Origin of the sequence: Lysinibacillus sp. NPDC047702 (assembly GCF_050272555.1) — a bacterium.
Classification (GTDB): Bacteria; Bacillota; Bacilli; order Bacillales_A; family Planococcaceae; genus Lysinibacillus.
Window position 1 is genome coordinate 27,000 of the sequence record NZ_JBNNMG010000011.1, and the last position, 20,915, is coordinate 47,914.

17 protein-coding genes are annotated in these 20,915 nt (G+C 37.4%); 13 read left to right on the plus strand and 4 right to left on the minus strand.

Annotation, left to right across the window (positions count from 1 at the left end; genetic code table 11):
* Positions 1-329: 329 nt before the first annotated feature.
* Positions 330-560 carry a DNA-binding protein gene (locus ACQKIM_RS08170; RefSeq protein WP_427541742.1) on the minus strand — a complete coding sequence of 77 codons (231 nt, stop codon included), beginning with the start codon at positions 558-560 and terminating at the stop codon, positions 330-332.
* A 512-nt stretch (positions 561-1,072) separates the two neighbouring features.
* On the opposite strand from ACQKIM_RS08170, the gene ACQKIM_RS08175 reads away from it, so the two are divergent.
* The 3 genes from ACQKIM_RS08175 to ACQKIM_RS08185 are packed head-to-tail and all read left to right on the plus strand — an operon-like array spanning position 1,073 to position 4,106.
* Positions 1,073-1,765 (plus strand): response regulator transcription factor, encoded by a 693-nt coding sequence (locus ACQKIM_RS08175; RefSeq protein WP_427541745.1) that lies wholly within the window; start codon positions 1,073-1,075, stop codon positions 1,763-1,765.
* A complete protein-coding gene (locus tag ACQKIM_RS08180) occupies positions 1,743-1,898 on the plus strand; it encodes a hypothetical protein (RefSeq protein WP_427541748.1) in 156 nt (51 codons plus the stop codon). The genes ACQKIM_RS08175 and ACQKIM_RS08180 overlap by 23 nt, the downstream gene beginning before the upstream one ends.
* A 15-nt stretch (positions 1,899-1,913) precedes the next feature.
* Complete coding sequence (locus ACQKIM_RS08185) at positions 1,914-4,106, plus strand: histidine kinase dimerization/phospho-acceptor domain-containing protein (protein ID WP_427541751.1); 2,193 nt, start codon at positions 1,914-1,916, stop codon at positions 4,104-4,106.
* A 34-nt stretch (positions 4,107-4,140) separates the two neighbouring features.
* Here ACQKIM_RS08185 and ACQKIM_RS08190 read toward each other — a convergent pair whose 3' ends face one another.
* On the minus strand, positions 4,141-5,289 hold the full coding sequence (locus tag ACQKIM_RS08190) for an acyl-CoA dehydrogenase family protein (protein ID WP_427541754.1): 1,149 nt from the start codon (positions 5,287-5,289) through the stop codon (positions 4,141-4,143).
* A 432-nt stretch (positions 5,290-5,721) separates the two neighbouring features.
* On the opposite strand from ACQKIM_RS08190, the gene ACQKIM_RS08195 reads away from it, so the two are divergent.
* From ACQKIM_RS08195 to ACQKIM_RS08210, 4 genes are all read left to right on the plus strand, one after another.
* The gene (locus ACQKIM_RS08195) at positions 5,722-6,801 is read left to right on the plus strand and encodes a metallophosphoesterase (protein ID WP_427541757.1); all 1,080 of its coding nucleotides are present in this window, start codon (positions 5,722-5,724) and stop codon (positions 6,799-6,801) included.
* 95 nt (positions 6,802-6,896) lie between these two features.
* Positions 6,897-7,730 carry an undecaprenyl-diphosphate phosphatase gene (locus ACQKIM_RS08200; RefSeq protein WP_427541760.1) on the plus strand — a complete coding sequence of 278 codons (834 nt, stop codon included), beginning with the start codon at positions 6,897-6,899 and terminating at the stop codon, positions 7,728-7,730.
* A gap of 301 nt (positions 7,731-8,031) precedes the next feature.
* Positions 8,032-9,324 carry a protoglobin domain-containing protein gene (locus tag ACQKIM_RS08205; protein ID WP_427541763.1) on the plus strand — a complete coding sequence of 431 codons (1,293 nt, stop codon included), beginning with the start codon at positions 8,032-8,034 and terminating at the stop codon, positions 9,322-9,324.
* Between the two features lie 223 nt (positions 9,325-9,547).
* Complete coding sequence (locus ACQKIM_RS08210; protein ID WP_427541766.1) at positions 9,548-10,510, plus strand: 2-hydroxyacid dehydrogenase; 963 nt, start codon at positions 9,548-9,550, stop codon at positions 10,508-10,510.
* Positions 10,511-10,586: 76 nt separating this feature from the next.
* On the opposite strand, the gene ACQKIM_RS08215 is transcribed toward ACQKIM_RS08210, so the two are convergent.
* Positions 10,587-11,387, minus strand: coding sequence for a TIGR00266 family protein (locus ACQKIM_RS08215; RefSeq protein WP_427541769.1), 801 nt, complete (start codon positions 11,385-11,387; stop codon positions 10,587-10,589).
* Between the two features lie 436 nt (positions 11,388-11,823).
* On the opposite strand from ACQKIM_RS08215, the gene ACQKIM_RS08220 reads away from it, so the two are divergent.
* The 4 genes from ACQKIM_RS08220 to ACQKIM_RS08235 all read left to right on the plus strand — a co-directional run bounded on the left by ACQKIM_RS08220 (position 11,824) and on the right by ACQKIM_RS08235 (position 17,938).
* Positions 11,824-13,302, plus strand: coding sequence for an aldehyde dehydrogenase family protein (locus ACQKIM_RS08220; RefSeq protein ID WP_427541772.1), 1,479 nt, complete (start codon positions 11,824-11,826; stop codon positions 13,300-13,302).
* 26 nt (positions 13,303-13,328) lie between these two features.
* On the plus strand, positions 13,329-14,501 hold the full coding sequence (locus ACQKIM_RS08225) for a saccharopine dehydrogenase family protein (RefSeq protein WP_427541775.1): 1,173 nt from the start codon (positions 13,329-13,331) through the stop codon (positions 14,499-14,501).
* Positions 14,502-14,510: 9 nt separating this feature from the next.
* Complete coding sequence (locus ACQKIM_RS08230) at positions 14,511-15,704, plus strand: acyl-CoA dehydrogenase family protein (protein ID WP_427541778.1); 1,194 nt, start codon at positions 14,511-14,513, stop codon at positions 15,702-15,704.
* Positions 15,705-15,835: 131 nt separating this feature from the next.
* Positions 15,836-17,938 (plus strand): beta-propeller domain-containing protein, encoded by a 2,103-nt coding sequence (locus ACQKIM_RS08235; RefSeq protein ID WP_427541781.1) that lies wholly within the window; start codon positions 15,836-15,838, stop codon positions 17,936-17,938.
* A 78-nt stretch (positions 17,939-18,016) separates the two neighbouring features.
* Here ACQKIM_RS08235 and ACQKIM_RS08240 read toward each other — a convergent pair whose 3' ends face one another.
* Positions 18,017-19,420, minus strand: a complete 1,404-nt coding sequence (locus ACQKIM_RS08240) for a polysaccharide deacetylase family protein (protein WP_427541784.1) — start codon at positions 19,418-19,420, stop codon at positions 18,017-18,019.
* A gap of 244 nt (positions 19,421-19,664) precedes the next feature.
* On the opposite strand from ACQKIM_RS08240, the gene ACQKIM_RS08245 reads away from it, so the two are divergent.
* Together ACQKIM_RS08245 and ACQKIM_RS08250 are read left to right on the plus strand one after the other, a co-directional pair.
* Entirely contained in the window at positions 19,665-20,417 is a 753-nt protein-coding gene (locus tag ACQKIM_RS08245; RefSeq protein WP_427541787.1) for a threonine/serine exporter family protein, read from the plus strand.
* A gap of 20 nt (positions 20,418-20,437) precedes the next feature.
* Positions 20,438-20,905 (plus strand): threonine/serine exporter family protein, encoded by a 468-nt coding sequence (locus tag ACQKIM_RS08250; protein ID WP_427541918.1) that lies wholly within the window; start codon positions 20,438-20,440, stop codon positions 20,903-20,905.
* Positions 20,906-20,915: the final 10 nt, after the last annotated feature.

Sequence of the window (20,915 nt, forward strand, 5' to 3'; positions counted from 1 at the left end):
CTTCTTTCATCAAAAATCTCCCACCTGTATAGATGGTGAGATGAATGCGAATTTTAGCTACTTTTCAGCGGGTGTCCAAATACCCGCTGAAAGAAGTTAAAGCCTCCGGCGGATGTCACGGAATCGAAAAGGAGTTAATAAAGGATGTTAGCCTAAAATCATCGCATCCATGCGATAACGGCTAACTGACCTGCTTCATGCAGGCCTAAGCACAAAGACGGTTCCAGACGCAATTATGCCGAGGCATAATTGATATAGTAAAACGCAAAGTTACAAGGATTGCTACTTGATAACTTTGCGTTTTTTGTTGAACGATCTACATTAATTTGTTAATCCTCGTCCTTCACATCGATATCCTCAGGTATTGGAGTATTACGCCAAATTTCTATTTCTTCTTTAATGCGCTCTAACTGATCAAAGTAAGTATTAAACTGTCCGCTATTAATTAAGATTTGGTCTCCATCATATACAGAACGAATACGTCCCTCGTAGACTAACCGTAGTATTTGGTCCTCAGACATACTAAGATCTATCGCTGTTTCCTCAACTGTTTTATACATAGGTTTCGCTCCTTTTATCTTGATTCAGCAAATCTTTTACTGTGCGAAAGCGCAGCGGCAGCAACACACGACTGAGTGACCAACATCACGTTGGCCCAAAGTCCTTGGTGGATATCACGAATTTTTAAGAGGAGCTTTTCGAGCGAGCTCGAAAAAATCCACACGCAATTATGCTGATGCGTATAATTGATCGCTTTTATTATAACGTCCTTTTCTTAGGAAAGCATAATGTTTAACAGATCATTACAGTGGTAATTTAAAAATGATAATTGTTTGATTTTGGATAAATATGTATTATTAAAGATGATGACGTTTTCGATGAGGAAGGAGCCAGTATATGATATTTTCATTTTTCGTCCTTCTAGCTGCTATATTATTGGTATCAAAGGTACGATTCGTTCTGCATGTGGTGGAGGATTATTAATTAAAAGCTTAAGAAATTCTTCATTTTTATAATAAGTGGTTTTTAAGATTTAAACGGTACACTATTAATTGAGAGCGAGGTGTATATCATGACGAAACTAACAGTTCTTGTAACAGATGATGATCAAGATATTCGTGATGGTATTGAAATCTATTTAAAAAATGAAGGCTATAATGTGATAAAAGCTGCTGACGGTTTAGAAGCACTTGAAAAACTAAAAAACAATGAAGTACATTTAATTATTTTAGATATTATGATGCCCAATATGGATGGTATAACTGCGACGTTTAAAATTAGGGAGGAGCGCAATATTCCAATTATTATGCTTAGTGCTAAGGCAGAGGATGGCGACAAAATTCATGGATTATCTGTAGGTGCAGATGATTATGTAACAAAGCCTTTTCATCCATTAGAGTTGCTGGCACGTGTAAAATCACAGCTTCGTCGTTATGTACAGCTTGGGACGTACAATGAAGGTGCAACAAAAATAGAAATTGATGGACTGTTATTAGATGAAGATGCTAAGGAAGTAGTTCTAGAAGGTGAACCAGTTCGATTAACACCAATTGAATACAAAATTACGGAGTTATTAATGAAAAATGCAGGGCGTGTGTTTTCAATTCGGGAAATTTATGAGCGTGTTTGGAATGAAGAAGCCTATAATGCTGAGAATATTGTGGCTGTTCATATTCGAAAAATACGTGAAAAAATTGAAGCAGATCCGAAAAATCCACGCTATCTAAAGGTGGTATGGGGCGTTGGCTATAAAATGGAAAAATAAAATTGAACAATATATAACAATAATTGGTTTCGTAGCAGGAGTTATTGGGTTAATTTATTTCGGTATCTACGCCTATCAAATGGTAAATGCTCGCTCTTCTGAGGTACTACAATTACTTGAAAGAATTTTTTAGAGAGGAGTGTTCAGCATGGTGAAAAAATGGAAATCCCTTCTTGCACTTTTGTGTTTAATTTGGGCTATTTTCGGTATATTTACTTTCACTAAGGTAGGGTATCAGTATATTGGAAAATCTTATTTTCAATCTGAAAATTTTCAGCATGAAATTGATAATTTTCAATCACAGTTAGGGCCATTAGTATTAAATTTACCAACTGCTGAGGATTTAAAAAGTAAAATAGAGGTTAATCAAAATGAAATTGAAGATCACCGTAATTATTTTGGATCTTTGGGAGAACAGATTGATAGCATAAAGCTTCAATATGAAGATCGCATTCAGGAAGCTGCTAATGTGAATGCAACAGATTTAAAAACAAAGCTTGAAAAAGAACGAGATGAAAAGATAAAAGATATTACAGCTAATTTTGAGGATGATGAGCATGTCCGGAAAAAAATCCTTGCTCAAAAAGAAGAAGTTGTTGATCAATATATAAAGGCAGCAAAAGATGAAGCAAAAAGTTTTGCGAAAAACTATAATTATTGGTCCTATGAATTAACGAACACAGAGACAGGTAAAATATATCGTTCAGGTGATGTTTCTGAAAGTAGTGCCTATAAAATAAGGTATACGTCGCAGCATCCATTAACTACTTGGAACATTAGTGATAATTTAAGTCATATTTTTTATCGAACGGATACCAATGTTGAAACAGAGATTCTAAGAGAAACTGCTGACTACACGGGTATTATTACGATTTCTAAAAAATCGGCTCAATTAGCAAGTATTATGGACGGCTATGAGCAGTTTACACGCAATCAATATATTTTCTTCTTTATTTGGATAACAGGTATTGTAGCGGCTGTTCTTGCATGGAGAGGGCGCAAAGAAGTACTGCTGGTAGTTCAGGGTATCAAGGAAAAAGAAGCCCTTGCTAAGATGAAAATTGATTTTCAGCTAATAGTATTGTTTATATCTGGTTGTATATATTGGGCGGCTTCACAAATTGCCTTTGAATCCATCGAATACTACTATCAAAATAATTATGTAAGCTATGTACTAAGTTTTATATTTAAAGTAGGGGCACTATTTATTGTTGGTATTTTGTTCTATGTTCAGCTTATATGGTTATATGATCGAGTGAATACAGCTAAGAAACTAGAGGAAAATTTAAAGTCCAGCTATTTATGGGCATTAGGGGATTCGATGACTGATTTATTTATCAATCGATCCATTGCACTGCATTCTTTTGTCATGATTGGTGCAGCCTTTTTCGGAGGTGGTAGCCTTGTAGCTTCCATGTTACGAGGCGGAGGATTCCCTGTACTAGTTTTGGGTATTTGTGCAATTATAGGTTTTCCATCCGTTATTGTCTTTCTATCTAGAATGGGCTATTTAAACCGTATTATGAAGGATACAAAGGATATGGCGGAGGGACGCTTAAATCGGGATGTTAAGGTAATAGGCAAATCGCCGCTTAAGGACCATGCTGAAAATCTTAATCATTTAAGAGAAGGTGTTCGTACATCTATGCATGAGCAGGCAAAAAGCGAGCGTTTAAAAACAGAGCTTATTACGAATGTTAGTCATGATTTACGTACACCGCTGACATCCATAATTACCTATACTGATTTACTAAAAAATCCTGACATTACAGAGGAAGAGCGTAAACAATATATTCATATATTAGATAAGAAATCAGAGCGGTTGAAAGTGCTGATTGAGGATCTTTTTGAGGTTTCGAAAATGGCAAGTGGCAATATTGAGCTTCATCGAAGTAGAGTTGATTTAACGCAGTTAATACAGCAGGCAGTAGGGGAACATGAGGAGGATTTAGTACAGGCTCATTTAGATTTAAGAATGACCAAACCTAATGAACCAATATATGCTTATGTCGATGGGCAAAAATGGTGGAGGCTAGTCGATAATTTAATTGTCAATGTATTGAAATATGCATTAGAAGGTACACGGGTTTATGTAACATTGAAACGTACAGCAGATGGTGATGCTGAATTTACGGTGAAAAATGTAGCTAAATATGAAATTAGTGAGGATGCTGAGGAATTATTTGAACGCTTTAAACGAGCAGATGCTTCTCGACATACAGAGGGCTCAGGACTGGGCTTAGCAATCGCTCAATCCATTGTAGATCTCCATGGTGCTCGAATGAGTATAGATGTGGATGGGGATTTATTTAAGGTCATCGTTCGGATTCCAGCAGTATAGTAAAAACAGCGGCAAGCAGTTTGCCGCTGTTTTATTATAAGCCTAAGTTTTTAGCTATAATTACTTTCATGACTTCATTGGTTCCCGCATAGATGGACATAACAGGAATATCTCGGTATCTTCGAGCAATTTTATATTCTTCCATATAACCGTAGCCTCCGTGCAATTGCATGCATTGAATAGCAAGCTCACGTGCATTTTCCGTAATCCAATATTTAGCCATGGATACTTTTGTGACAACATCATGTCCTGCAATATGCTCTTCAATTAAGGATTCTAAAAAGGATTTACCAAGCTCAATTTTTGTGGCCATTTCAGCTATCTTAAATTGAGTATTTTGAAAATTAGCAATAGATTTTCCGAATGCTTCTCTTGATTTTACATAATCAATTGTCAAAGCTAACATATCTTCAGCAGCTGTCTGTGCAGCAATAGCAACTGCTAAACGTTCCTGTTGTAGCTTTTCCATCATATAGATAAAGCCTTTTCCTTCTTCACCAAGAAGGTTTTCTACAGGAACTCGACAGTCCTCGAAATATAGCTCAGCTGTATCCTGTGCGTGCATCCCGACCTTATCAAGTTTACGCCCTTTTATGAAACCTGCTGTGCCATCCTCGATGACTAGAAGGCTTATGCCGTGATGTTTTTTTTCAGCCTGAGGATTTGTCTTCACCGCAACAACTGCTAAGTTTGTATGAATGCCATTTGTGATAAACGTTTTTTGTCCATTAACGACATAATGATCACCGTCACGAATAGCTGTAGTTTGAATATTTGCCAGGTCAGACCCAGCACCTGGTTCTGTCATTGCAATGGCAGTAATATAGTCGCCTGTAACACATTTAGGTAACCAACGTGCTTTTTGCTCTTGTGTGCCATATGCTTCGATATATGGCACGACAATATCATTGTGCAGGCCAATGCCAATAAGACTGGAGCCTATTCTTTCCAACTCCTCTTGAATGATGACACCAAAGCTAAAATCTAATCCAAGACCGCCAAATTGCTCTTCTACCTGTGGACATAGATAGCCCATTTCTCCGAACTTATGCCAAAAGTTGAGTGGTATGAGGTGATCCTTTTCCCATTGTGCATAGTGTGGCTCGGCTTCCTCTGCTAAAAACTTACGTATAGTTTTACGGAATAACTCATGCTCTGCTGATTCAAATTTATACCTTGTCATTTGAATAACACCCCTTTTAGCTAGTAAATGCGTAAATTTACTTTCCTTGTTGTTATAATACTGGAAAAATTGTGAAAATAAAAGTGCTATATTATTTTGAGTGATTCATGAAAGATGACGAAAATGTCACTAATCCAAGGGAAATGTCATGTTAATCGTGAGAAAAAATAGAAAGAGGCAGGGTACAATTTAATTGGCAATAGGACCCTTTAGTAGTTTATCTTGATTCAGCGGGTGTACAAACCCCTGCTGAATCAAAAGCCCCGGCGGATGTCACGGATTTTGAAGAGGGGTTTTTCGAGTGAACTCGAAAAAATCCGAACGTAATGCAATTACGCTGGGGCGTAATTGATTCCAAGTACTTATTAAAATATGAATGATAAAGATAATGCTATAATCAATTAAGAATAAATGAAAGTAGAGGACTAGAATATGCCAAAAGTAATCGGTGGAATTCTTCTATTAAGTATTTATAGCGCATTAACATTTTACATAGGGTGGGGATTAAGGCAGTGGCTTGTTTCACTGGGATGGTTTCGTTATCCTATACTCTATTGGTTAGTTCTGTTTGTTGCTGCATTTAGCATTGTTATCGGAAGACTGCATGAATCTTTAAAAATATTCTCAGTATTAGGGAATTATTGGATGTTTGTTTTTGAATACGGATTATTGATTTGTTTAACAGCACATGTAGTAATTTGGTTAAGCCCCTTTAAAGATGTGCAAATAATTGGTAGTATAGCAATTGCTATGTTGTTTGTATTAGCCATTGTTGGTTCCTATTTAGCGTATTCTCCTGTAGTTCGTCATTTAGAGTTCACGGTGGATAAAAAAACTAGTGAGTTAGAAACTTTGAGAGTTGTTATGGCATCGGATTTTCATTTAGGTATTCTTTCACATAAAAGACATTTAGAGAGCTTTGTTACATTAGCTAATGAGGCAAAGCCAGATATTGTTTTTTTAGCTGGAGATATTGTGGATGATGATCCTAAATGGTTTGTAGATGAGGGAATGGCAGATGTGATGAAGCAGCTAACTACTACATATGGCGTGTATGGTGTACTGGGTAATCACGAATATTACGGTAAGAAAATTCCTGAGTTTGTTGAAGAGATGGAGAAAGCCCATGTGAAAATTTTACGAGATGAAACTATTCGGATTGATAATACGTTAATATTAACTGGTCAAGAGGATCTTACTAACAAGGAAAGAAAGCAACTTGATGCTTTGAAATTAACAGATGATCTGCCATGGTTTGTTATGAATCATACGCCAAATGATTTAAAAACACCTGCATATTTAGGTGTAGATTTTCATATGTCAGGACATACACATAAAGGACAGCTTTGGCCTAATCAGTATATAACATCTCGTGTATTTGAGCTCGATTACGGTTATAAGATGAAGGAGCAAATGCATACACTTGTTTCATCAGGTTTTGGCTTTTGGGGTCCTCCGATGAGAATAGGTAGCCGTTCAGAACTATGGGTAGTGGATATACGTTTTCAATAACCTATAGTAATAGCTATTTGAGGTAAGTTGATAATCATAGATCTTCCTCTAACCATAGATAATCAGTAATATTCAAAAAAAGGTAAGGTGACAACGTGGAAATCATAGAGTTATTAAAGGCACTTATTTTAGGTTTTGTAGAGGGTATGACAGAGTTTGCGCCAGTTTCGTCGACAGGTCATATGATTATTGTAGACGATATGTGGTTAAAAACTGAGGAATTTTTAGGGATGTATCCCGCCAATACGTTTAAAATAGTTGTACAATTAGGTTCAATATTAGCTGTCGTTGTAGTAATGTGGAAACGAATGCTAAACCTAGTTGGACTTTATAAAATTGATGGGCAATCAACATCTGTGAAAGGTCACTTCAACTTATTGCATGTAATTGTAGGGATGTTACCAGCAGTTGTGTTAGGTTTTGCCTTTAAAGATTTTATTGATGACCATTTATTTAAAGTAGAACATGTTATTTATGCATTAGTGGCTGGTGCTCTTTTAATGATTGCAGCAGATAAGCTTGCTCCAAAAAGACCAAAAGTGGATTCACTAGATAAAATCTCTTACGGTTTAGCATTTAAAGTAGGCTTAGTACAATGTTTATCACTGTGGCCAGGGTTCTCCCGTTCTGGTGCAACGATTTCTGGTGGTGTACTATTTGGTATGAGCCACCGTGTAGCAGCAGATTTTACTTTTATTATGGCAGTGCCAATTATGGCAGGAGCTAGTCTAGTCTCTGTATTGAAAAACTGGGATACGTTGTCCATGGATTATTTGGGCTTCTATGTAGTAGGCTTTATTAGTTCATTTGTCTTTGCATTACTTTCAATTAAATTCTTTTTAGCGCTCATTTCTAAAGTGAAATTAATGCCATTTGCTATTTACCGTTTAGTATTAGCAGCCGTATTAGCTATTGTTATTTTTATGTAATTTAGATAGTCACTCTTCTTTTAAAAAGACGAGTGGCTTTTTTGTCGATTTAACCGTTCAAACCTACAAAATATAGGGTAAAACCAAAAAAAATGACTTATAGACAGTAAAAAAGACCTTAATATTCTAAAAATTGATGGGAAAATAACTCGAAAACAGACGGAATTTACCTATATATTGTAACTTTTATGGATTAGACCTTATAATAGATGCAGATGCAATCTGGATACTTGTTACTTTTGGATAATAGTTAGTAGGATAGATATAGTATGGCCAAGAACATATGCATGAGGTGGAGAGAATGTTTCGAATTGGAAATAGGCCTAAGAAAAATACAATTGAAATTTGTGATGAATCAAATATAGGGGTTATTATTCAAGATCAGGAACGTCTGTTACAAATAAATCTTATAAATCTGACTAGACAGGATTTACGGTTGATAAGGAGTTTAAAGCCTTATATCGAACGCAATGTCGTAGAGGTAGTGGCGGCATTCTATCAAGCGGTAGAAGGTGTGCCATCCTTACTTGAGGTAATTCAAAAGCATAGCTCCAGCGAGCGTTTACGCCAAACATTACGCCATCATATTATAGAAATGTTTGAAGGACGTATAGATGAGGCCTTTGTGGAGAAGAGAAGACGAGTTGCAAAAATGCATGTGAAGATTAATCTATATCCTAAATGGTACTTAGCTGCCTTTCAAAATCTTGAAAAATCATTAAGAAAAATAGTTTATCAGCTTCAGTTATCAAAGGACGATGAAGAAAAGTTTTGTGAAGCCATCAGTAAAATTTGTAATTTAGAGCAGCAGATTGTTTTAGAGGAATACGATAATTATGCGAATACATTAATGGAAGAGCACCGAAATAGTGTGCGTACACATGTTAAGGATATTATTGGTGGGATATCAACACGATTAGAGACTCAATCCCATAGTACGAATGAGACTGTTACGGAGCTTATTTTTAGTGCCAAGGAAGTTAATGAATATTTGAATGACAGTATTAATGAAGCAAAAATAATGCAAAAAGTATCCAATGAAGGTTATTCCAAAATAATATTGATGAATGAGCAAACTGGAAAAATACATCATAAGACGGTTGATATGGCAGGAATGGTAGGGGAATTAGATAAATCTTCCTCTAAAATTAATGATGTTGTTGAAATAGTTAAAAGTATTTCTGGTCAAACAAATTTACTTGCATTGAATTCAGCGATTGAGGCTGCGCGTGCTGGTGAGCATGGGAAAGGTTTTGCTGTAGTAGCAAATGAGGTTCGGAAGCTTGCAGATCAAACCAAACATTCAGTGGAGCAAATTGCTGATCTAATAAAAATGTCTAATGAGATAACAAATCAGGTTGTCCATGCAATACAAGAGATTCAAGAGCTAGTGAATAATAGTATGAAACAAAATGCAGAATCTTTAAAAGCATTTGATGCTATATCTGGCTCAGTAGAGGGCTCTATCACTAATTTCCAAAATGTTGGACAGCAAATAATCGAATTAGCTGCTATTATCGAAACGATTGGTGAATCTTCAAAGGAGTTGGAAAAAGTAGCTAATCGATTAGATACAACAATTAGAGATTTTTAAATATGTTAAAACTATGCATAAAGTTTTGCATAGTTTTTTATTGTAACTCGATAAAACTGCTTTTTAGAAGGATAGAACCATTTATAGACAGATGAACATAATTATTGTCAGAAAGAAAGAAGGCAAGAGCAAATTAGCGAAGATAAGAATGCCCTAGAAAATGCTTGTACGAAGTGTTACGCTATAGGCGAATTGGGGAAATAAAAAGAGGGGTGTTCGGAGTATGAAAAAGAAATTATTTATTACACGTAAGTTCCCTACGCATATAGTGGAGCTATTGCAAGAGTACTATGAAATCGAGCAATGGGAGGAGGAAGAGGAGGTTATACCACGGGATAAATTGTTGTCAGCTGTTACCGATTGCGAGGTACTTTGGGTAACTATTACAGATCAAGTGGATGAAGAGCTGTTATCGCACGCACCCAATCTTAAATTAGTGACAAATTTAGCTGTCGGCTTTAATAATATTGATGTTAAAGCTTTACGCAAAAGAGGCATAATGGCAACAAATACGCCTGGAGTCTTAACAAATACCACTGCAGATTTAGTATTCGGCTTATTGCTTGCAACTGCAAGGAGAATTCCAGAAAGCGAACGATATTTACGTGAGGGTAAATGGAAAAGCTGGTATCCAATGCAATTAGTAGGAAAAGACGTGTCTGGAGCTACTATTGGAATTATTGGAATGGGGCGTATTGGGCAGGTTGTAGCAAGACGTGCAAAAGGCTTTGATATGAAGATTTTATATAATAATCGAAGACGTCGGCATGAGGCAGAGGAAATGTACGGATTTAAGTATGCCTCACTAGAGGAGCTTTTAAAGCAATCGGATTTTGTTGTTATTATGACGCCATATAATAGTGATACTGTGGGTCTTATCGGAGCAGAGGAGCTTGCCTTAATGAAGGATGACGCAGTGTTAATCAATGCATCACGCGGTGGCATTATTGATGAAGATGCACTCTATCATACATTGAAAAAAGGTAAGCTATGGGCTGCAGGGTTAGATGTTTTTGAGCATGAGCCTATTTCATTGGATCATCCATTATTGACGCTGCCAAATGTTGTGGCACTTCCACATATCGGCAGTGCATCGCTTGAGACGAGAACGGCTATGTTCATGCTGAACGTGAAAGCACTTACTGCATATGGACAAGGAAAGGCTGTTTCGAATAGGATCGATTAATGACACATCTTGTAAAAGCAAAATAAAAAAGGAGCACATCGTAGTTAGATGTGTTCCTTTTGGTAGAAAATAGGCATTACCTATTAAATAAATCAAATAAACCGCCAATACCGCCCTCACCTTTAGATTGACCGCCACCGCCTTGAGAAATTGGCGCTGCTGCGAAGACGCGGCTTGCTAAACGGCTAAATGGTAATGATTGAATCCATACTTTACCAGGACCCTTTAAAGTAGCAAAGAAGATACCTTCGCCACCAAACAATGCCGTTTTTACGCCGCCAACCATTTCGATATTGTAGTCTACATCAGATGTCATAGCAACCAAACATCCCGTATCTACGCGTAATACTTCGCCAGGCTGTAAAGTTTTTTCGTGAATAGCTCCACCTGCATGTACGAAGGCCATACCATCACCTTCGAGTTTTTGCATAATAAAGCCTTCACCACCAAAGAACCCTACGCCAATTTTTTTCTGGAATTCAACACCAACTGAAACGCCTTTGGCAGCAGCTAAAAATGCATCCTTTTGACAAATAATTTTCCCGTTTAATTGACTTAAATCCATTGGAATGATTTTTCCTGGATATGGAGAAGCAAAATAAACATGGCGCTTCCCTGAACCAGCATTCGTAAATGTTGTCATAAATAAGCTTTCACCAGTAATAAGTCGTTTTCCTGCACCAAGCAGTTTCCCCATAATACCGCTATTTTGGCTACCTTTTGAGCCATCACCGAAGATTGTTTCCATATGGATTCTATCATCCATCATCATTAAGGCTCCTGCTTCAGCTACTACTGTTTCTTGAGGATCAAGCTCAACTTGTACATATTGCATATCGTCTCCAAAAATTTTGTAGTCAATTTCATGATTATTCATAATGGGATTCCTCCAAAAGTAATTTTGTTGTTACTGTATACGATTATAAGTGACATTAGTTTCATTGCATAATTAATTATTTTAGAAAAAAAGGGAATAACATAGAAAATGTCGAATATAAAAAACTAGAATGTGTATTATTTATTTTCGTTTAGTCAATCGCCTTAATGATCGTTAATAATCACAAAAGGCACCATCTGTGGGAAATGCTTTAAGGTCTTTTCTACGGAAGTCAGCTAATAGAAAATAAAGCCTCTGGCGGTTGTCACCGATGTTGCTAACGTAAAGCTTTGCTCTGCAGGTGAAATGTTTGGTGAAAATTCGGAATTTTGACATATTTAATATTGATTAAATAGAATGATAGATAATACCTGCATGCGATGTAACAATTAGCAACGTAGCCGAGGCATCTAGATTACTTCAGGGGGTGTGAGTATTGGAAATCAAAAACTTTATCGGTGGTGAATGGGTAACACATTCCCATTTACAAAGTATGGCAGTGACGAACCCTGCGAACGGAGAGCAACTAGCAACAATTCCGCGTTCCACAGTAAGTGAGGTAAATGAAGCGGTAGCGGCTGCTAAGCAAGCACAAAAAAGCTGGGCATTAGTACCCGCGCCTAAACGTGCTGATTATTTATATGCCATCGGTCAAAAAATGAAAGAGAAAAAGGAATATTTGGCGACCGTTTTAACAAAAGAGATGGGAAAGGTTATTGAAGAGGCTAGAGGTGAGGTACAGGAAGGGATAGACATGGCCTATTATATGGCTGGTGAGGGGCGGAGATTGTTTGGGGAAACAACCCCGTCTGAACTTGCTAATAAATTTGCAATGAGTGTCCGGGCACCTATAGGGGTTGTCGGCTTAATTACACCTTGGAATTTCCCAGTAGCGATCGCAACATGGAAATCATTCCCTGCTATTGTTGCCGGAAACACATTTATTTGGAAGCCCTCTAATGAGACACCAATGATGGCCTATGAAATGGGCAAAATTTTTGAAGAAATAGGCCTGCCAAATGGAGTGGCAAATATTGTATTTGGTAGTGGCCCAACAGTAGGAACAGCATTAATTGAGCACCCAAATGTTAAGGTTATCTCATTTACCGGCTCAACAACTACAGGAAGTAAAGTAGCAGAGCTTGGTGGAAAACACCTGAAAAAGATTTCACTAGAGATGGGTGGCAAAAATGCAGTAATTGTTATGGATGATGCTGATTTACAGCTCGCTACGGAAGGAATTTTATGGAGTGCATTTGGCACAGCTGGTCAAAGGTGTACGGCATGTAGTCGAGTGATTGTGCATAAAGATGTAAGAGAAGAACTAGAAAAACGTCTATTGGATGAAATGCAAAAATTAACAATTGGGAACGGCCTAGATGGACACGTAAAAATAGGGCCAGTAATTAATAAAGCATCATTAGAAAAAATCAATCACTATGTCCAAATTGGTAAACAAGAAGGGGCGACATTGTTAGCAGGTGGCAGAATATTAAACGAAACACCCTATGATAAAGGATTTTATTATGAGCCGACACTGTTTACTAATGTTAAGCCAGACATGATTATTGCACAGGAGGAAATCTTTGGACCTGTCGTTTCAATAATCGAAGTAGCAAGTATAGAGGAAGCGATCGAAGTAAACAATGGCGTAAAATTTGGCTTATCCAGCTCAATTTTCTCACAGAATGTGAATACAATTTTCCGCGCACAGCGAGATTTAGACACAGGGATTGTTTATGTGAATGCAGGCACAACTGGGGCAGAAATCCATTTACCATTTGGTGGCACGAAAGGGACGGGGAATGGTCACCGTGATTCAGGTGTAGCTGCCTTAGATGTTTATACGGAATGGAAAAGTATTTATGTAGACTATAGCGGTAAATTACAAAGAGCACAAATCGATACAGAGTAACAGATCAACGAAAGGGGATGTTCTTGATGAAGGTTGTTGTATTAGGTGCAGGTTTAATGGGAAAAGAGGTAGCTCGTGATTTAATTAAAAATAATAAAGTAGAACGTGTAATCTTAGGGGACATAGATGTAAGGGTGGCACAGGAATTTGTGAACACGTTAAACACAGATAAGGTTGAGGTAGTGGAGCTTCATGCAGAGCACGATGAATCTTTAATGAACGTCATATCTAAAGGTGATGTGGTCGTAAATGCTCTATTCTATTCCTTTAATGAACGTGTAGCAAGAGCAGCAATTGAAGCTGGAGTACATTCCGTGGATTTAGGTGGTCATATCGGTGGGGTAACAGAGAAAATTCTAGATCTTCATGAAGAAGCAAAAGCTAAAGGTGTAACAATTATTCCTGATTTGGGTGTTGCTCCAGGTATGGTCAATATTTTAACAGGCTATGGTGCATCAAAATTAGATGAAGTCGAATCTATTAAGCTATTTGTGGGAGGAATTCCAACAGAGCCAAAGCCACCTCTTCATTACACACGAGTATTTTCTTTAGATGGGGTTTTTGATCATTATACAGAGCCTTCAAAAGCGATTCAAAAAGGAAAGCTTGAGGAAGTTCCATCTCTATCAGGTGTCGAGCCTATTTATTTTGACGATTTTGGTGTGCTAGAGGCATTTTATACATCAGGTGGTATTTCTACTCTGTATAAGACATTTCCTAATGTTCGAACATTAGAGTACAAAACAATTCGCTATAAGGGGCATGCAGAGAAATTTAAGCTGTTAGCTGATTTAGGATTCCTCGATTCAACGAATAAGGTTGAAGTCGAAAATCAAGAAGTGCCAGTTCGAGCAGTTGTGCGTGAGGCACTTAAAAAGAAGCTTGAACTTGGAACAAAACCAGATGCTGTACTGCTGCGTGTCATTGTTGCTGGAGAAAAGGCGCAGCAACAAGTAACGTACGAGTACGAAATGGTCGTTAGAAAAGATATGACAATAAATGAAACAGCCATGGCTCGAGCAACAGCTAATACGATTTCTGTTGTTGCGCAAATGATTGGTGAAGGGACGATTACAGAGCGTGGTGTATTTGCGCCTGAATCAATTGTTCCAGGAGATACGTATATGGAAGAGATGGCAAAACGCGGCGTTGTCATAAAAGAGACTTCTCATAAATCTGCAATGATTGTGAAATGGTAGGTGTCAACCATGAATTTCGACTTTAGCACTGAGCAGGAGCTGCTACGAAAAACAGTTCGGCAATTTGTAGACGATGAAATCATGCCCAATATTGCAAAGTGGGATGCAACAGGAGGCTTTGATGCAAAGATTTGGTCAAGACTTGCTGAGCTTGGCTTAATGGGCGTTTGTGTTCCTGAAAAATACGGTGGTAGCGGTATGGATTATAATTCGCTTGCTATTGTTTGTGAGGAACTAGAGCGAGGAGATACGGCATTTCGAACAGCGGTTTCAGTTCATACAGGCTTGAATAGTATGACCCTAATGCAATGGGGAACAGAGGAGCAGAAGCAACAATATCTTGTTCCACAGGCAAAGGGTGTTCGAATTGGTGCATTTGGTCTAACAGAGCCAGGAGCTGGTTCAGATGTAGCGGCAATGTCTACTACTGCTGTACGTGATGGGGATTTTTATGTTATAAATGGGCAAAAAACTTGGATTTCCTTATGTGATATAGCTGATCATTTTATTGTTTTTGCCTATACAGATAAATCGAAGAAACATCACGGTATTAGTGCATTTATTATAGAGCGATCAATGGCCGGCTTTACCTCAAAGGCTATTAAGGGGAAATATGGTATTCGTGCTGGTAATACTGGTGAGCTCTTTTTTGAAGATTTACGTGTACCAGTAGAGAATCGACTAGGAGAAGAGGGCGAGGGCTTTAAAATTGCCATGTCTGCTCTTGATAATGGTCGTTTCACGGTAGCTGCTGGCGCTGTGGGACTCATTCAAGTATGCCTTGAGGCAAGTGTGAAATATTGCCATGAACGTGAAACATTTGGCAAGCCTATTGGTGAACATCAGCTAGTAGGGCAAATGATTGCCAAAATGGAGGCAGGCTATCAAATGAGTCGTCTACTTGTCTATCGTGTTGGTGAACTAAAAAACAAAGGTGTTCGAAATACGAGAGAGACGTCTCTTGCAAAATGGCAGGCCTGTGATTTTGCTAACAAAGCAGCAGATGACGCAGTGCAAATTCATGGTGCCTATGGTTATTCAGATGAATATCCAGTTGCACGTTATTTGCGTAACTCCAAAGCGCCTGTTATTTATGAAGGCACACGTGAAATTCATACTATTATGCAGGCTGATTATGTGCTAGGGAAACGTCAGGATAAACCATTAGGCAAAATGCTACCAAAGTGGCCTTTTGATGAATAAACGAGAGGAGAATCATCCTCTCGTTTTTCTTATGTAGAAAAATTACTATGCAAAAAATTTCTGAAAAATGTAACTTTCCAACTCTTCAGCAGTCTAATTGATAAACAAGTATATGAAAGAGAGGAAAAAAGATGAAAAATAAGTGGATAGCAATTATGGTTATCGCCGTACTCGCCATTTTACCAGGGATCATTATGCTGACAATGACTCCAACTGTAGAGGCAAAAGCAGCAAGTGTTAGTATGGCCACTAAAAGCTGGCAAGCAACTTTTACTAAAGCTTTAAAGGAAAGCAAGATAACAAAAGAAACTGTTTATGTTACAAATAGCAAGGATCAAAAAGTTGAAGCAACTATCACACTAGGAGAAGATAAAAAGACATTAATTGTTAGTGATTTAACACCTGGTAGTTATAAATTACATGTACAGAAGGAAGCATTTGTACTTGGTGGACCAAAAGCTGCCTCACAAGTAATTTCATTTACCATTATTGAAAAGCTAGAAGCAGTAAAATCAGAGAAAGAGCTACAGCAATACTTTGACACTCTTTTAGCTAACCCAAATAAGGAAGTGAAATATGATTCAAGTAGAGAAATGGAAAGTAAGGCAGATAGCCCAAGTGTAAGCAGTAATTCCTCTATGACAAACAATCAAGTAGAGGGAGTTGAAGAAGGCGATTTAGTCGTTGTAAAGGATGGCTTTATTTATTCTGTACAAGAACATAGTATTACAGTGGTAGATGCAACAAATCCGAAAAATTTAGCATTAGCGACGACTCTTAAAATAGAGGATTCTAAATATATTTCAAAGCTTGCATTATATGATCATTTGTTAATAGCAATTGGGGATAAATATTTAGAAAAAGCAGGCACGAGCATGTCAACAGCTACTTTGTATGATATTTCGAACCCTAAGAGCCCAAAATTTATACGTGAGGTAGGGCAAGAGGGGTATTTACAGGATATTCGTATTACCAATGACACATTATATTTAATTGGTAACATGTTTCCGAATTACTGGGCGCTTCGAGATAACAAAGCAATAGATTTAAAGCCAAAGACTTATGATAGTGGAGATACGAAAGAATACCAAAGCCTGCCTCTTGAGAAAATATCTATTTTACCAAATACCATGGATGGAACATATAGCTTAATAACAGCTCTAAATTTAAAAAATGGTGCAAAGGCAACTGCCAATACAAAAGGTTATTTGGGCGGTAGCAGCGGACTGTATATGTCTGAGGATGCACTTTATCTTACAACACCGGTCTATGACGGTAGTCCAGTCGTTCCTGCTGAAAACCGCATTATGGATATGATGATTTGGATGCCAAGAGCAACAAATACACAGGTCTTTAAATGGAATGTTGATGGCACCACGATGAATTTTGTAGGCAATACAGAAGTAAAAGGAACTGTGTTAAATCAATATTCAATGGATGAGTACAAGGGGAATTTCCGTATTGTAACAACTGAAGGAAATACGTGGGATGAAAAAAATATTTCACGTAATCATCTCTTTATTTTAGATAAAAATTTAAAAGAGCTGGGCGCAGTTAAAGACTTAGCACCAGGAGAAAAAGTATATTCAGCACGCTTCATGGGTGAAAAAGCGTATGTGGTGACATTTAAGCAAGTGGATCCGTTATTTGTGATTGATGTAGCTGATCCTAAAAAGCCAACTGTCCTAGGGGAATTGAAAATACCAGGATTTAGTAATTACTTGCATCCATTAGATGAAACACATTTAATCGGAATTGGCTATGATACAGAGCAACGCTATAACGCATTTTCAAAAAGCAATTTTACAGTGACAACTAATATGAAAATGTCGTTGTTTGATGTTTCAGATTTCAAAAATCCAAAAGAACAATCATCTGTAAAAATCGGTGGTAAAGGTTCTTATTCGGATATTCAATACAATCCAAGGGCTCTATTCCGAAATAAGGAATACAATTATTTTGGCTTCCCAGTTGTCCTTTATGAGGCAGGGAAGGGCGATGAAATTGTTTACAAAGGTCAGGGAGCTCAAATTTATGAAATAACAGCAGATAAAGGAATCGTGCTAAAAGGTAGTATCATTGAAGAAAGTACTGGTGAGCCATATGAGAATTGGGATCAGCTTGTACAGCGTGTCGTATATATAGATGATGCCCTCTATACAGTCGCTCGCAATGAGGTGAAGAGCTATCAATTAAAAGACTTCCAACCATTAGATAAGCTAATAATAAAATAAAAAAGAAGTCCAATAAACTAAATTCTAGTTTATTGGACTTTTGCTTTTGTTGGATATAGGCAGTGCTTGAAAGAATAATTATTGACGATACGGAAGAATCTCCGAGACTGTTACAAATTCATAGCCCTGCCCCTGTAGATAGGCGAGTACCGCATCCAGCCCATCGGCAGTTGATTGATGAATATCATGCATTAAAACGATAGCGTTATTGTGTAAATTATTTTTCACATATGGTAATAGCTGCTGTGCATTGCGATGCTTCCAGTCTAATGTATCGATCGTCCATAGTACGACTGGAATTGGTATTTGCCCATTAATAGCATCGTTTGTTGCCCCATATGGAGGTCTAAATACAGTGGCATCATGATTAATTGCTTTCTCTAGCTCTGCAGAAGTTGATGTGTATTGCTTTAGTACCTGCTCTTGTGAAAGCTTTGTTAATACAGGATGGTTCCATGTATGGTTACCTATTTCATGACCTCGAGCAAGAACATCCTTAGCAATATCAGGATAATACTGTACACGCCCACCGAGCATAAAGAAGGTAGCTTTTGCATGGTATTTATCAAGAGTATCTAATATTTGTTCAGTTACTTTTGGATGTGGGCCATCATCAAAAGTTAAGGCGATACGTTTCGTAGTGGAATCACCTGTAGTAGGTGGTTTCGTAGGCTTTATAGTCTCCATAGCAATTTGAAAATCAGAGGCTAACAACGGATTAATCAGCGAAAGAGGAAGCTTCACTATTGGTGCACCTGCCGCTCCACTAGCAATCTCATACTCATCGAAATAGAATTGTAACGAATCATCTACAATGGAGAAGCGATTGAAGTTAGACCATTTAGGTTCTGTTGCCTTTTCTAGCTCATCAGTAAAGAGATCGTCTTTTAACTGAAGATTTTGCTGTAAATCTTTACGTACTTGAGTAGCCAATGTTGATAAGTTGTTTTCATCGCCTTGCAGTAATGTTTTAATGGTGATTTGTTCGCCAGTTTCATTATTGATGAAGAATGTCTTAGTTGAAACCTCATGATTTGCCCCGCCTAAGTACAGCATTTTCGTCAGTACAAAGGAATAATAATGCTCACGATATGGGAATGTTTCTAAACTAATATTAAGCTCGCCCATAGCCTCTTTGTTTTTAATTTTTTTCATTGATGACAGATAGGTTTCTTTTGAATCCGATATGTACTGTAAAACGGCTTCATTAAATGCTTTATTGTCTGTCTGTGGATAATGAATAGCAAAAGGTGTTTGTTTATCATTAGAAACGTCTGTTACAATACGAATACCTGGAAACGCAGAGCTTTCTGTGGATAAATTACTAGGTACTGATTCTGTCTCTTTTGAGGCACTAATTTTTTGAAACTTAAAGTCATCCTTTGATAGGATAATGACTAAAATAATAGTTGTTAATGTAATAATGAGGCCGATTAATAGGAAATCAATCATCGGGCCGCGTCTTCTTCTGCGTTCCGGCATTTTTATGGATACGCTCCTTTCCTTAATTACTTTTCTATACAATCAGACGTGTCAGCCATTGAAAAAGTTATACGAATCTACGAAGTTTTGTTATCATTTTAAGGAAAATTAATTTTCATATAAAATCAATTTGCATTAGTCAGCATATTACAGCCAAAGTATAGTATTAAAAATTTCAGTTGAGTTTTTTTGGGCAGTTCGATACTATTGGCAAGGAACCTTTTGAAGGAGGCAGATAGCTGTAATGGTTTTACATGAAGCGGATAATGAATTTACGATTGACTGCTTATTGCTTGCAGGGCGTATTATGATTGAAAGTGGTGCAGAAACATATCGTGTGGAGGATACGATGCTACGCATGGCACATTCTCAAAATATGCTTGCTGCGCAATGTTATGCCACACCAACTGGAATCATTTTTTCGTTAGGCAAGACACAGCCAACGAGAATTACATCAATTTCCAATAGGGTTACAGATTTACAAAAAATAGCCTTGGTAAATTCAGTATCTCGGAGACTCACATCTCACATGATAACATTAGAAGAGGCTTATGACGAGCTAAAGTCGATACAAAAAACAAATTATTTTTTACCAACCTATTTACAAGTCATAGCAGCAGCTCTTGCAAGTGGTTGTTTTCTTATTATGTTTAAGGGAGGATGGGCTGATTTTCCGATAGCTTGTTTAGCGGGAGGGTTAGGCTTTCTAGTGCTTATAATGATAAATAATTTAACCAAAGTAAAGTTTTTCTCAGAATTTACAGCATCGCTCGTTATCGGCTTCGTTGCCTTCTTTGCAGTCAAGTACGGTTATGGAGCAGAACTTGATAAAATTATCATTAGTTCTGTCATGCCACTTGTACCAGGTATATTGATTACAAATGCAGTGCGTGATTTAATGGCAGGTCACTTTATGTCAGGGATGGCAAAGGGGGCAGAAGCCTTTTTAACAGCCTTTGCCATTGGTGCAGCAATTGCTGTCACCCTAGCATTTTAGGAGGCGCACAATAACATATGATGGATATTATCATTCAATTAATTGTTAGTTTCTTTGCCACTGCTGGGATTGCTGTTATTTTTAATGTACCTAGAAAAACACTGCTTCATTGTGGCCTTGTTGGAGTAATTGGCTGGATCATCTATTATCTTTTAACAGAAAAAGGAATGGATGTGGTCAATGCTTCTTTCTTTGGATCGTTTGTTATTGCGATAGTTGCTCATTTATATGCGCGACGCTTTAAAATGCCAATGATTATTTTTATAGTAGGAGGAATCATTCCATTAGTGCCAGGAGGTATGGCGTATAATGCTATGAGGAACGTTGTAGAGGATGATTACTTACAAGGCTTGCAGTATGGGTTAAAAGCATTTTTAATTACTGGTGCTATCGTAATGGGGCTTGTATTTGCAGAGGTATTTATGCAATTAATATTCCGGTCAATACGTTCAAGTAAAGCTAAATTGCAAAAAGTCTATAAAAAATAAAATAAATGGA

Bases quoted from the DNA above. Each gene is read 5' to 3' on its own strand.
- ACQKIM_RS08170 (WP_427541742.1), bottom strand. From the start codon at position 560: ATGTATAAAACAGTTGAGGAAACAGCGATAGATCTTAGTATGTCTGAG.
- ACQKIM_RS08175 (WP_427541745.1), top strand. From the start codon at position 1,073: ATGACGAAACTAACAGTTCTTGTAACAGATGATGATCAAGATATTCGT.
- ACQKIM_RS08185 (WP_427541751.1), top strand. From the start codon at position 1,914: ATGGTGAAAAAATGGAAATCCCTTCTTGCACTTTTGTGTTTAATTTGG.
- ACQKIM_RS08190 (WP_427541754.1), bottom strand. From the start codon at position 5,289: ATGACAAGGTATAAATTTGAATCAGCAGAGCATGAGTTATTCCGTAAA.
- ACQKIM_RS08195 (WP_427541757.1), top strand. From the start codon at position 5,722: ATGCCAAAAGTAATCGGTGGAATTCTTCTATTAAGTATTTATAGCGCA.
- ACQKIM_RS08205 (WP_427541763.1), top strand. From the start codon at position 8,032: ATGTTTCGAATTGGAAATAGGCCTAAGAAAAATACAATTGAAATTTGT.
- ACQKIM_RS08210 (WP_427541766.1), top strand. From the start codon at position 9,548: ATGAAAAAGAAATTATTTATTACACGTAAGTTCCCTACGCATATAGTG.
- ACQKIM_RS08215 (WP_427541769.1), bottom strand. From the start codon at position 11,387: ATGAATAATCATGAAATTGACTACAAAATTTTTGGAGACGATATGCAA.
- ACQKIM_RS08225 (WP_427541775.1), top strand. From the start codon at position 13,329: ATGAAGGTTGTTGTATTAGGTGCAGGTTTAATGGGAAAAGAGGTAGCT.
- ACQKIM_RS08230 (WP_427541778.1), top strand. From the start codon at position 14,511: ATGAATTTCGACTTTAGCACTGAGCAGGAGCTGCTACGAAAAACAGTT.
- ACQKIM_RS08235 (WP_427541781.1), top strand. From the start codon at position 15,836: ATGAAAAATAAGTGGATAGCAATTATGGTTATCGCCGTACTCGCCATT.
- ACQKIM_RS08240 (WP_427541784.1), bottom strand. From the start codon at position 19,420: ATGCCGGAACGCAGAAGAAGACGCGGCCCGATGATTGATTTCCTATTA.
- ACQKIM_RS08245 (WP_427541787.1), top strand. From the start codon at position 19,665: ATGGTTTTACATGAAGCGGATAATGAATTTACGATTGACTGCTTATTG.
- ACQKIM_RS08250 (WP_427541918.1), top strand. From the start codon at position 20,438: ATGGATATTATCATTCAATTAATTGTTAGTTTCTTTGCCACTGCTGGG.